The organism is Luteibacter aegosomatis (assembly GCF_023078455.1).
Taxonomy (GTDB): domain Bacteria; phylum Pseudomonadota; class Gammaproteobacteria; order Xanthomonadales; family Rhodanobacteraceae; genus Luteibacter; species Luteibacter aegosomatis.
In genome coordinates, this window is record NZ_CP095740.1 from 1,906,287 (window position 1) to 1,917,995 (window position 11,709).

15 protein-coding genes are annotated in these 11,709 nt (G+C 64.4%); 9 read left to right on the forward strand and 6 right to left on the reverse strand.

Annotated features, from left to right (window positions below; genetic code table 11):
* Positions 1-120 precede the first annotated feature (120 nt).
* On the reverse strand, positions 121-774 hold the full coding sequence (locus tag L2Y94_RS08840) for a DUF6766 family protein (protein WP_247375186.1): 654 nt from the start codon (positions 772-774) through the stop codon (positions 121-123).
* A gap of 155 nt (positions 775-929) precedes the next feature.
* Between L2Y94_RS08840 and L2Y94_RS08845 the strand changes: the two genes are divergently transcribed.
* Both L2Y94_RS08845 and L2Y94_RS08850 read left to right on the forward strand, forming a co-directional pair.
* Positions 930-1,391: a histidine phosphatase family protein gene (locus tag L2Y94_RS08845; protein WP_247374417.1), complete on the forward strand. Its 462-nt coding sequence runs from the start codon at positions 930-932 to the stop codon at positions 1,389-1,391.
* Complete coding sequence (locus L2Y94_RS08850) at positions 1,391-2,236, forward strand: NAD(P)H-hydrate dehydratase (RefSeq protein WP_247374419.1); 846 nt, start codon at positions 1,391-1,393, stop codon at positions 2,234-2,236. Before L2Y94_RS08845 ends, L2Y94_RS08850 begins: the two co-directional genes overlap by 1 nt.
* A gap of 61 nt (positions 2,237-2,297) precedes the next feature.
* Here the strand turns inward: L2Y94_RS08850 and L2Y94_RS08855 are convergent, their stop codons facing one another.
* Both L2Y94_RS08855 and L2Y94_RS08860 read right to left on the reverse strand, forming a co-directional pair.
* Positions 2,298-2,873: a GNAT family N-acetyltransferase gene (locus tag L2Y94_RS08855; RefSeq protein ID WP_247374421.1), complete on the reverse strand. Its 576-nt coding sequence runs from the start codon at positions 2,871-2,873 to the stop codon at positions 2,298-2,300.
* Positions 2,874-2,917: 44 nt separating this feature from the next.
* Entirely contained in the window at positions 2,918-3,826 is a 909-nt protein-coding gene (locus L2Y94_RS08860) for a LysR family transcriptional regulator (RefSeq protein ID WP_247374423.1), read from the reverse strand.
* A gap of 105 nt (positions 3,827-3,931) precedes the next feature.
* On the opposite strand from L2Y94_RS08860, the gene L2Y94_RS08865 reads away from it, so the two are divergent.
* Positions 3,932-4,996, forward strand: a complete 1,065-nt coding sequence (locus L2Y94_RS08865) for an aldo/keto reductase (RefSeq protein WP_247374424.1) — start codon at positions 3,932-3,934, stop codon at positions 4,994-4,996.
* A 104-nt stretch (positions 4,997-5,100) separates the two neighbouring features.
* Here the strand turns inward: L2Y94_RS08865 and L2Y94_RS08870 are convergent, their stop codons facing one another.
* Together L2Y94_RS08870 and L2Y94_RS21265 are read right to left on the reverse strand one after the other, a co-directional pair.
* Entirely contained in the window at positions 5,101-5,439 is a 339-nt protein-coding gene (locus L2Y94_RS08870) for a YetF domain-containing protein (RefSeq protein WP_247374426.1), read from the reverse strand.
* Positions 5,440-5,454: 15 nt separating this feature from the next.
* On the reverse strand, positions 5,455-5,577 hold the full coding sequence (locus L2Y94_RS21265; RefSeq protein WP_256452170.1) for a hypothetical protein: 123 nt from the start codon (positions 5,575-5,577) through the stop codon (positions 5,455-5,457).
* 346 nt (positions 5,578-5,923) lie between these two features.
* Between L2Y94_RS21265 and L2Y94_RS08875 the strand changes: the two genes are divergently transcribed.
* From L2Y94_RS08875 to L2Y94_RS08890, 5 genes are all read left to right on the forward strand, one after another.
* Positions 5,924-7,504 (forward strand): PAS domain-containing sensor histidine kinase, encoded by a 1,581-nt coding sequence (locus L2Y94_RS08875; RefSeq protein WP_247374428.1) that lies wholly within the window; start codon positions 5,924-5,926, stop codon positions 7,502-7,504.
* Positions 7,505-7,617: 113 nt separating this feature from the next.
* Positions 7,618-7,797 carry a DUF3606 domain-containing protein gene (locus tag L2Y94_RS08880; RefSeq protein ID WP_247374430.1) on the forward strand — a complete coding sequence of 60 codons (180 nt, stop codon included), beginning with the start codon at positions 7,618-7,620 and terminating at the stop codon, positions 7,795-7,797.
* Positions 7,794-8,009 carry a hypothetical protein gene (locus tag L2Y94_RS08885; RefSeq protein WP_247374432.1) on the forward strand — a complete coding sequence of 72 codons (216 nt, stop codon included), beginning with the start codon at positions 7,794-7,796 and terminating at the stop codon, positions 8,007-8,009. The genes L2Y94_RS08880 and L2Y94_RS08885 overlap by 4 nt, the downstream gene beginning before the upstream one ends.
* Before the next feature lie 116 nt (positions 8,010-8,125).
* Entirely contained in the window at positions 8,126-8,617 is a 492-nt protein-coding gene (locus L2Y94_RS21415) for a glycosyltransferase (RefSeq protein WP_425602447.1), read from the forward strand.
* Between the two features lie 687 nt (positions 8,618-9,304).
* Positions 9,305-9,613: a zinc ribbon domain-containing protein YjdM gene (locus tag L2Y94_RS08890; RefSeq protein ID WP_247375188.1), complete on the forward strand. Its 309-nt coding sequence runs from the start codon at positions 9,305-9,307 to the stop codon at positions 9,611-9,613.
* On the opposite strand, the gene L2Y94_RS08895 is transcribed toward L2Y94_RS08890, so the two are convergent.
* Positions 9,610-10,779: an FAD-dependent oxidoreductase gene (locus L2Y94_RS08895; RefSeq protein WP_247374434.1), complete on the reverse strand. Its 1,170-nt coding sequence runs from the start codon at positions 10,777-10,779 to the stop codon at positions 9,610-9,612. The two genes, L2Y94_RS08890 and L2Y94_RS08895, sit on opposite strands and share 4 nt — an antisense overlap.
* 164 nt (positions 10,780-10,943) lie before the next feature.
* Here L2Y94_RS08895 and L2Y94_RS08900 point away from each other — a divergent pair, with 164 nt between their 5' ends.
* Positions 10,944-11,660, forward strand: a complete 717-nt coding sequence (locus L2Y94_RS08900) for a TetR/AcrR family transcriptional regulator (protein ID WP_247374436.1) — start codon at positions 10,944-10,946, stop codon at positions 11,658-11,660.
* Positions 11,661-11,709 lie beyond the last annotated feature (49 nt).

Below are 11,709 nucleotides of genomic sequence, written 5' to 3' on the forward strand. Positions count from 1 at the left end.
TGCCCTGGGTACGGGTTATCGCGGCGTCGGCGCCGGGCAGGCCGAGCCCAGGATCCATCGATGGACGGCAACGGTTTCCGACGACATGGACGGTCCAAGGATGGTGCCCATGGCGGTGCGTCAGGTTCCTGTCTTGCTGTTGGGCTCGTCGACCTTTTTCGACTGCGGCGAATCCTTTTGCCGTAGGAAAATCGACAGGACGATGAGGGAAAAGACGGCCAGGAATTCGCTTTGCCAGTTTTGAAAGGATTCGAACCAGAACGATGGATCGCCCGCGTACTGGACCAGGCTCTCGACGGGCTGGTGATGCAACCGGGCAACCTCGATCGACTTCCTCCAACTACCCAGCAGGTGGCCGCAGAAGCAAAGAAGAAAAAGGGTGAGGAAGGCCAGCGACAGCGAGTTGGCATAAAGCCACCGCGTGAAACCGCCCTTGCGCCAGGCTTTCGGTTGCAAGTGAGCCGGCACCTTCGACGGGGCTTCCTCGCCGTCCTCCATGGGTCGTGATTCAGCCGAGCCCTTCTGCCGAAGCCACACGGTGAGCAGGACATACACGCCCATCTGCAGAAATTCCGACTCCCAGTTCTCAAGCGTGGCCGACCAGAAGTCGCCACTGACCAGGTAGGCGCCGAACCGGAGGGATGCATGACCGTGTTCGACGAGTTCCTCGTTATGTGCGGCATAGCCGGTGACACATTGGGCGGACCAGGCGACGAGCATCATGAGAAGTACGACGATGCTGAGGCCATTACGGCGGAAAAAGCCCGGCTGCATCAGACCTGGAACCCGACAAGCATGAGAGAACTCTTCATTCGGGACGCTCCACGTTCGTCGCCACTCGTATCCTGCGTCCGTTGTGCCATCCATCCAGTCAACCTTTTGCGAAGGCCGGGCCAGGCCTCCGAAAACCCGAACGGGGCGCGGGCGCCGTGATCAGCCGTGCCGGAACGCGATCGGGGCGGACGCGCCCGATGCGCCGATGTCATGGCTTCGTCGGCGCGCGGCGCGTGATGCCGGACGCGGACTTCACGCCGCGCTCGCGATCCTCCGCGGAAAGGTGGCCGCCCGGCGGGGAGAGTTGGTGCGACGTCATCCTCCGCCTTCGCAGCGTCGTCGACGGCATCCGGCTGACGAAGCCGGATTGCCGCGTATTGGTCGTCGGCCATCAGGTCATCGTCAATTGCTTCCGCTACCTTCTCGAGCACATGCGCGAGGACGAGATTCTTGCCGTAGACGCCCAAGGCGACTTTCCCAACTGCGGATACGCCGAGTACGACATCGAGAGGGGACCTCCTGTCGCGTTCACCCTTCGGCACGGCCGGTTCCTGCCACCCACCCTCGATACGGTGGACGTGACCACCGAAAGTGACGTGCCGGGAGGGCCGCGCTGATGAAGGGCGTGCGCGTCACCCGCTCGCTGCTCCGTGGATGGCCACTGCCTGGGCCGGGGGCGAGCAAGGAGGACCGAGGCCGGGTAGTCGTCGTAGGCGGATCGCGACAGGTTCCGGGCGCGCCCTTGCTATCGGGAGAGGGTGCCCTGCGAGCCGGTGCCGGAAAACTCATGCTCATGACCGGTGCCCCATGGGCATGCCAGACCGGCCTGGCGATGCCCGAGGCGGGTATTGCCGGGGTGGAGCTCGGCGACGACGGAGAACTCGGCACGCTCGATGCGGGCATGGTCGAACTCGTACGGCAGGCTGGAGCGGTGCTCGTCGGACCGGGCATGGCGACCGGCGGATCGCCCGCACCTGAACAGGTAAGCCGCTCGGCCCGGCTCGTGGTCGCGGACGCCGGAAGCCTGCACGCCGACGTACTGCGTCACGCGGCAGGAAGACTGGTCATCACTCCGCATGTCCCGGAAATGGCCGACCTCATGGGTATGCGCCCCGACGAGGTCGGACGGCATCCGGCCGAGGTGGCCGCCGACGCTGCGGTCCGTTTCGATGCGGTCGTGGTGCTGAAGGGGCCAACGACGTGGATCGCCGCACCCGATGGGCGTTCGTGGGTCCATGCGGTCGATGCGCCTGGGCTTGGCACGTCGGGGTCTGGCGATGTGCTCGCCGGAATCCTCGTTGGCCTGCTCGCCCGGGGCAGCTCTTTAGAGCAGGCGGCTGTGTGGGCGGTCGCCGTCCATGGCCGTGCCGGCAAAATGGCGGCACGGAGAGTAGGGCGATTGGGTTTCCTGGCGCACGAAACGCTTCCGTATGTTCCGTCCATCCTGGATGGTCTCTCATGAGGGGCACATGCGCCTCATCTGTTCGTGCGGGCATATGGCCGGTCTGGGGGCTACCGGTACGTCAAGTCGCGCGGGGAGCGAGGGACAATACGACGTAGTCCCCTTCGCCGCCCACACCCCGTCCTATCTCGACGAAGCCTTGCGATCGGTAGAACGCGAGCGCGGTCTGATTTCGATCCAGGCATTTCAGCCTGTAGTGCCGGGCGGGCCATTCGGGCAGGGCGTGCAGCAGGGCACGCCCGATACCTTGGCGAAGGTGATCGACGTCGACGAACAGATGATGGATGAAGTGATCCGGTTCCCATACCGAAACGAATCCCGCGATGCGGTCCGCCGATTCCGCCACGAGGACGCGTTCGCCTTCGGTCTGGAGGTCGAAGTCGTCGAGATGAAACAGGCCGGGCGGCAGCCAGGAAAACGCCTGCAGACGGGCCGAAAGAAAGAGGTCGCGAAGCGCGGGCAGGTCGTTCGGTGTGGCGTCGCGGATACGGCAGGTCGTCATCATGGCGCGATCATCGCATGTTCGACATCTCCACGGCGCTTCCGGCAGGTTGCCATCACGGAATCGCCGCGATATCCACGAACGCGGCGTTGGCCTCATATTCGCCGAGGTCGCGAGAGGTTGCGTGCGTGACATTCGTGTGCCCTTCGGTGAATGTCGACCCTTCGTTCGGGACGCGACTAATCGCCGTTCGGCGCATGCCGCTCACGCAGGAAGTCGACGAACACCCGCAGCTTGCGCGGCATGTGCATGCGACTGGGGTAATACACGTGGAACGGGCTGAAGGTTGGCCAGTAGTCCTGTAGCACGGGGAGGAGCGCTCCGGACGCCAGGTGCTGCGAGACCATGCTTTCGAAGTGGCAGCCGACGCCGCTGCCCGCGAGCGCCGCCGCCAGCAGCAGGCTGTCGTCGTTGCTGATCATGCCATGGCGGGTATCCACTTCCATGAGCCGACCCTCCTGCACGTAGTCCCATCGCATCGGGCTGCGGTCATGGTCCAGGCGTACGCCCACGCAGCGATGGTGCAGCAGGTCCCCAGGCGTGGTGGGTGTACCGTGGGCTCGCGCGTACGCGGGTGAGACGAATGTAGCGATACGCTGCGGCCCGCCGATGGGATGCGCCACCACGTCCTTGCCCAGCGATTCGCCCATGCGGAAGCCGGCGTCGAAACCCGCCGCCACCAGATCCACGAAACGGTTGTCGCAGTGCAGTTCGACCACGACGTCGGGATATCGCGCCTGGAACGCGGTCAGGTGAGGCATCACCAGGATGTCGGCCACGGCGCGTGGCAGGTTGATCCGCAAGAGCCCCGCCGGGGCATCGCGCGTCTCCGTGACCGCGGCCATGGCGGCCCCCAGGCCGCTCAGGGCCGGCAGCGCGTCGTCCAGGAAGCGCTGGCCGATTTCCGTCAGGCCCACGCGTCGCGTGGAACGATCGAGCAGGCGGACACCCAGGCGCGATTCCAGGGTCCGTACGGTCTGCGACAGCGCCGACGTGGAGACGCCGAGCTCGGCGGCCGCCCGGGTGAAGCTGGCATGACGGGCGACGCATGCGAAGGCGGCGATGGCAGGGAACAGGTCGGACGACATGAGGTAGGCCATTGTGAAGCAAGGCTTCAAAGCGTATGCGCCTTTACCAGCTTTATCTACATGACCCGGCTACCTAGATTTCAGGGACCCTTTCTGGAGCCGCCCATGAACAAGCAACTCAATGATTACGTCACGCTGGGCCGGTCCGGCCTGCGCGTCAGCCCCGTATCGATCGGCACCATGACCTTCGGCAAGGACTGGGGCTGGGGTGCCACCGAAGCGGATGCCCGGCGCATGCTGGACCTCTACATGGAGCGGGGTGGCAACTTCATCGATACCGCCAACTTCTACACGGGCGGCACGTCGGAGCGCCTGCTGGGCGAGTTCCTCCGTGGGCGTCGCGACAAGGCCGTGGTAGCCACCAAGTATTCGCTCAACGTCGATCCGTCCAACATCAACGCGGGCGGCAACCACCGGCGCAACATGATGCGTGCCGTGGAAGAGAGCCTGAAGCGACTGGGCACCGACTACATCGATCTCTACTACCTGCACGTGTGGGACGGAACCACTCCGGTGGAAGAAATCATGCGCGCGTTCGACGACCTGGTGCGCGCGGGCAAGATCGTCTATGCAGGCATCTCCGATACGCCCGCGTGGCAGGTGGCGCGCATGCAGACGCTGGCCGACCTTCGCGGCTGGGCGCCGCTGGTGGCGTTGCAGATCGAACACAGCCTGGTGGAGCGCACGGTGGAACACGACCTGATTCCCATGGCCCACGAGTTGGGCCTCGGCGTCGTCGCGTGGTCGCCTTTGGCGAATGGCGTGCTGTCCGGCAAGTACACGCGTGCCGACATCGAGACGCATAAGGGGGCGGACATGTTCAGCGGCGGCCGCGCGGCCGTGGCCGCGGGTGTCGGCTCGTTGAGCGAGCGGAACCTCGATATCGCCGAGGTGGTAAAGGCCGTCGCGCTCGACGTGGGACGCAGCCCGGCGCAGGTCTCCTTGGCGTGGTTGCTTGCAAAGAGCGCCCCCGCCGTCATCCCGATCCTGGGGGCACGCACGGCGGCCCAGTTCGAGGAAAACCTGGATGCCCTGTCGGTATCGCTGTCGACCGAGCAGTTGGCCCGCCTCGATGAGGCCAGCGACATCGCGACGCCGTTTCCGCACCGATTCCTTCCGCTTGTGCAGGCCCAGGTGTTGGGGCAGGGGAGACTCAGCGTCATGCATTAAGTGCGTTGGTCCGTGGCGGTCTGCGACAGACTCTCGACGCGGCAAGATCACGCCCCGGGAGAAACCCAAGGTAGCGCGGATCATCGTCGGCGCCCGGCTGCCGCTCAAGGCTTCTCACGCACCAGGGTGATCTTGCCATTGGGCTCCAGCCGGGCGATCCGGACGTTGGCCTCATCCTCCAGGCCCGCGGCATGGAGGGCGCGGTCGAGCGCGGCGTCGGGCACGTTATGCCGGCGAAGCATGGAAGCGTCCCGGATGCCGCTCTTCACAAGGATGGCCGGAAAGCCCTCGACCAAGCGGTTCATCCGCGGAAAGCGGGCGCAGATCCACGCAAGGAGTTTGTCCGTGGCGAGGATGCTCGCCACGCCGATGAACGGCCCGAGCATTCCCTTGTCATCGCCGATGATCGCGGTACGTAACGCGCCGCCAGCCAGTGCGAGCACGACGATATCGAAGGCTCACATTTCCCCGAACGTCCGTTTGCCGGAAAGACGCATCAGGACCAGGAGGCCCAGGTAGGTCACGGCCCCGCGAAGCACATAAGTCCACCAGGGCGCGGACAGTTCGATCAGGTCGTTCATGGAGATTCCTCTTGACCAAACATGTGAGTGGCTTCCATTTCAACGCGGGTCCCGTCGGCAGGATGTGGCCTGATCCTGCCTTCGGACGAAGACCCCGGACGGCCGACGTATGACGGCCCTCACGTGGATTTCGCCTGGGGCAGGGGCCGGGCGACTTGCGCTGACGTGGCTACGGTGGCGGCGTGAGACGCTTCCTGCCGTCGCCGTCGAGCCGCGTTGACGCGCCATTAACACCGTAAGGACAGGCTTGCGCGAGACTCCGAGGTCGGTTTCAGTGACATGGTGAAGCACGTTGACGAACGACGGCATTGCGGGCGCAGGGAGCCCGGCGTTCCAACGCTTACGGATGAGCGAAACCCAGTTTCGGATTCTGGTTCAGGGCGTTGCGGATTACGCGGTCTACATGCTGGACCCCGAGGGGCACGTGGCCACTTGGAATTCGGGCGCGGAACGCATCAAGGGCTACCTGCCTGACGAAATCATTGGTAGCCATTTCTCGGCCTTCTACACCGAGGAAGACCGGCTCGCGGGCATCCCGCATCGCAACTTGAGCATCGCTGCCGAGATCGGCCGAGCGGAAGACGAAGGCTGGCGCTTGCGCAAGGACGGCAGCCGGTTCTGGGCGCACGTTGTCATCGATCGCATCCTCGACGACGACGGAGCCCTCCTGGGGTTTGCCAAGGTGACCCGCGATGTCACCGAAAAGCGCGCTGCCGAACAGCAGTTGGAGGAGGCGCGCGAGGCCTTGTTTCAAGCGCAGAAAATGGAAGCCATCGGTCAGTTGACCGGCGGGATGGCGCATGACTTCAACAACCTGCTGATGGCCGTCCAGGGCACCTTGGAATTGCTGCGCGATCGTTTGCCCGAGGATTCGCGCACCCAGTCCATTTTTCAGACGGCGATGGCGGGGATCGAACGGGGGGCGTCGCTCACGCAGCGCATGCTCGCGTTTGCCCGCCGCCAGGAACTCAAGCCCACGGCGGTGGACTTGCCCGCCTTGATCCACGGCATGCGCGAGATGACCCGGACCACGCTCGGTTCCCGGGTGGAGGTCACCACCCGGTTCCCGTTGTCGTTGGGCCGCGCGCTGGTCGATCCCCACCAGCTCGAGCTGGCGTTACTGAATCTGCTGGTCAACGCTCGCGACGCGATGCCCAACGGCGGCCACATCGAAATCTCGGCCCAGTCGCAAATCCTGGATGGCAAGCACGCGTCCGGGCTCGCCCCGGGCCGGTATATCCGACTGTCTGTGGCCGATGACGGGGAAGGCATGTCGTCGGAAACGCTCGCCCGCGCCACCGACCCGTTCTTCACCACCAAAGGGGTGGGGAAGGGCACTGGACTTGGGTTGTCGATGGTTCACGGGTTGGCCGAGCAGTCCAACGGACGCCTCATGGTCGAAAGCACCCTCGGCCAAGGCACCGTGGTGTCCTTGCTTCTGCCGGCGGCGGGGGATGCTTACGACACGGAGACTGCCCGACCTTCCGGCGCGGCGGCGGACCTTCGCCCTCCAGAGTACGGGCGATCCCTGAAAATCCTGGCTGTCGACGACGATGCGCTGGTGCGGGATACCTTGTGCGCGATGCTCGAAGACATGGGCCATGTGGTGGTGGCGGCCGAGTCCGGCAGCCATGCGCTAGTGGCCTTCGAAGCGCCCGGTAAATTTGACCTGTTGCTCACCGATTTCTCGATGCCGGGAATGACCGGTGCCGAGTTGGCGGAGGCCTTGCGTCGGCTCCAACCGACGTTGCCGATCGTGGTTGCCTCCGGCTATGCCGAGGCACTTTCGTCTCCGGAAAGCGCAGGCATCACGCGGCTGGCCAAACCATTCAACCGCTCCATGCTGGCCTCGGCCATCGAAGCAGCGGGATCGTGGCTTGCCGATCACGCGAGGGTTCCCTCGTCGGCGGCGCCCTCGCCCATCTGACGGCCATGGCACGCTGCGTGAAGAGCGCAGGCGAACACGTTCGAGTATTTCTTCGCAGCCCTTTGACGCGCGCCTTCGCAACCTCTTGCGGGCACTGCGACGAGGAGAGCGCCATGAGCGACGACACGAACCACCGCGGCCCCGCCGATGCTCAACGGATCAACCTCAACGAACGCTATGAAGTGCGCTACTGGACGAGCGCGCCGGGTGTGTCGGAAGAACGATTGCGTGAGGTCGTCGGGCAGGTTGGCGTGATGGTGAAGGACGTGCGCAGGGATCTCGGTCAGGCATGACGGAGCGTGTGGTCATCTACATCTCGCCCCCGCTGTCCCATCACGCGCCATGGAGAGTGCGCGCGGACGAAAGGCCGGTTCGCGAACTCAAAACCGAAAAGGACGCCATCACCTACGCCGGCGACGTGGCTCGAATGGTCGAGAATGCGGGAGGCGAGGTCATGATCAAGATAGAGAAACCGAACGGCGATTGGGAAGTCTTCCGCGTCTAACAGTGCGGCCTTGCCGTCGAACATAAGTAACGTGGAGCGAAAATCCGATTCCCTTGACAAGGTTTTGGCATGCGCTCGTCGACATTGGGGCGTCTCTTCACCAGAGCCCACTTGTGATGAAGCCTTCCGGTACGCTTGCCTTGCTCATCCCGTGCCTCAACGAGGAGCGCGCGCTCGGCTCCCTGTTGACCGAGTTGAAATCGTTGAGGCTGCCGATCATCGTGGTCGACGACGGCTCCACCGATGGGACCTTGGACGTGGCGCTGGCGCATGACGTGCGCGTGGTGCGGCACGACACATGCCAGGGCAAAGGAAACGCCCTGCGCAGCGGTTGGACTCATGCGCGAGATTGGGGCTACACCGGCGTGATTCGCTCGACGGCGACGGCCAGCATCGGGCCGACGATGTGGCAGCCGTGCTTGATGCCGCCCGGCAGGCCCCACAGTCGTTGGTCATCGGGGCCCGTCTCAAGGGGCGGGATGCACAGCCGGCTCGGCGCCGACGAGCCAATGTGGTTGCCGACTGGGCGGTATCCAAAGCGGCCGGGCAGGTCATCACCGACTCGCAGAGCGGCCTCCGGTATTACCCCGCCAGCGTGCTGGATCTGAAAGGGCTTCCTACGGATCACTTCGTGTTCGAAAGCGCGATACTGGTGGAATCGTCTCGGCAGTTGGGCGCGCGTATACGTTTCGTGCCCATCTGGGCAAGGTATGAACCGACCATGCGCCCAAGTCATTTTCGATCGGTGCGAGACATCGCACGCATCACAGGCTACCTCATGGCGGCCATCCTGCGTTATGCCGTCCTCGGCCGCATGCCGCCGGGATCCCAACCACGTCCCGGGGCGCCACGTCCCACACCCTGACCGCATCGTGCCGCGGCGCCAAGGGGTCTAAAGAAAGACGGCATGGAGCGTCTCGCTGGTTGTTGCCCCAGCGATACAGCGGCTCGTACAGGATTACCGGATCGCGAGTCGTCGACGCAAAGATCCTTCCGTCTCCATGGTGGCCCATGGCCCCGCTGCTCGTTGCCCACGCTGTCCCTGGTGGTCGCCGCAGATCCGCGCAGGTCGACCGACGCCGGAAGCGTTCCATCGAGTACCCGCTCCGGCGGCCCGGCGACTGGACATCGTATAATAGCGGGGCGCTTGCCGGAGATAACGGCGTGCGCATGCCCCCACCCATGGGTGCCTGCTCGCCCCCCTTTCGGGGAACCAGGCAGCACAAACCCGCCTGCCCGAAACAACGGAAAATGCCGTGAACACATCAACCATCTCCGCGTGCCCTCAATGCGGCATGGAGAACACCTATCCTGATGGGGACATGTACATCTGCGCCGATTGCGCGCACGAGTGGCCGCAGCAGCAGGCGGATATCGAGGAACACGTCGCCGTGGCGCGGGACGTTCACGGGAACCTGCTCAATAACGGCGACACGGTCGTGGTGATCAAGGATCTGAAGGTCAAGGGTTCGTCCATTCCCCTCAAGCAAGGGACCGTCATCCGCAACATCCGCCTGGTCGACGGGGGCGCGGATCACATCGAAGGAAACTCGGACAAGATCAAGGGCCTGGTGCTCAAGGTCTGCTTTCTGAAGAAGGCCTAGTCGCCGCCGTCAGCCGGGATGTTCGAGCGGTGGCTCGCCGCTGCCCGATAGTCCGCGAAGAGATCGATCAGGCTTTGCGGCGCCCGCTCGTCGAACATCACCTTTAGATTTCGCGCTGCCTCTGCCGCCGCGGCGGCGCTTCGTGGGAACAGGTCCGTTTCGTAGGAGCGAAGAGCCGCCTCGATGTCGTTCGAGTGGCTTGCGATCGCTTTTCCGAGTTCGGCACCATCGAACATCGCGAGATTGGCCCCTTCGCCGGAGAACGGCGACATGAGATGGGCTGCATCGCCGAGAAGCGTCACGCCAGGCGAGCGGTCCCAGCGATGGTCGATCGGCAGCGCATGGATCGGGCGCAGGACCGGAGGCGTGTCGCTGTTCGTGATGAGAGACGTCAGCGCGGGTGCCCAATCGTGGAACTCGGTCAGGAACCTGCCCTCGACGGCGAACTCGCGTATCCCATCCTCCGGTTTGTTCAACGCGACGTAGGCATGCAGTACCGCATTCGCCTCGCGATGCGCCAGGATGCCCTTGCCGGGTGCGATCGCCATCATGGCACCGGCGCCCACCGCGGCCGCCGCCGCCTGATGTCGGGCATCGGCGTCATGGAGATAGGTCTCTATGAACGTCATCCCGGTGTAGCTTGGTATCGCGGTCGAGAGTAGCGGCCGGACCTTCGACCACGCACCGTCGGCGCCCACGAGCAGATCGGTGTCGATGCTCGTTCCATGGGTGAAGCGGAGCCGATGCCGTCCGTCGCCGAGGGATTCGGCGCTCGATAGGCGATGTCCCCAACGAATCATCCCGGGAGGAATCGAATCGAGCAGGATGCGGCGCAGATCGGCCCGCTGCACCTCCGGCCGCCCACCGTTGCCGTCGTCTGGCTCGTCGAGCAGGACGGTGCCGTTCTTGTCGAGTACCCGCGACGCTTGCCCTCCGGCATGGATGATGCCGCGAAACGCGTCGAGCAGCCCTGCCGCTTCGAGCGCGCGCTGGCCGTTGTATTCGTGGATATCGAGTTGGCCGCCTTGCGGCCGAGCCTCAGCCGACGGCTCACCTTCGTAGATCGTCGCGGCGATCCCATGGAGATGCAAAACGCGAGCGAGCGCGAGGCCGCCGAGGCCTGCGCCGATGATGGCGATGGACCGCGGATGAGGGTGCTCAGCCATTCAACCCTCCTGCCGGGTTCCGTCGAGCATCGCGCCCGTCCCGAGTCGCCCGCATCGCCATGGATTTGCCCTCACTCAGTTAATGGAATGTCGTTCCAATATGGTGGAACGGCATTCCACCCATGTCAACTTGGAATGCCGTTCCACGTATGCCACGATGTGGCATGAGCAAGACGAAACGGAAAATTCGCGGGCGGGATGAGGCTTTATCGCGCGAGCGGATCGTGGCCGTGGCCATTGATCTGCTTGACCGCGAAGGTGAAGCGGGCCTCACCTTCAAGTCGCTGGCAGCCCAGCTCGCGACCGGGCCGGGAGCGATCTATGGCCATGTCGCCAACAAGAGCGATTTGATGGTCGCCGCATCCGACGCGATCATTGCCGAGGTGCATCGCGCCCACGTGCAGGGCGCGGACCCGCGACATTCGATCAGGGCGTTCGCCCTGGGCATCTTCGATGCGTTCGACGCGCATCCATGGGTGGGAGCGGCACTTACCCGCATGCCGGGTCAGTCGCCCCTTGTTCGCGTCTTCGATACCGTCGGCCAGAATGTCCGGGCTCTTGGTGTCCCGCCGGACAAAGAGTGGACTGCCGCCATGGCGGTGTTCAATTACATCGTCGGCGTGGGCGGCCAGAACGCCGCCAACGCGCAGGTCGCGCGCGCGCATGCCCTGGATCGAACCGAGGCACTGGCATCGATCGCCCGCAGCTGGGGCCGTCTCGATCCAGCGGAATACCCCTTTGCGCACGGCATCGGAGCGCAATTGCGCGCGCATGACGACCGTGCCGACTTTCTCGCCGGCATCGACCTGCTCATTGCCGGAATCTTGCACGAGTTGCATGGCGTCAATAACGTCGCCCGCCACGATTCGTTTGGCGAATAAAAAGCACTGCTCACCACTTCGGCGAGTTCCAAGGCTAGGGTTTGATGTT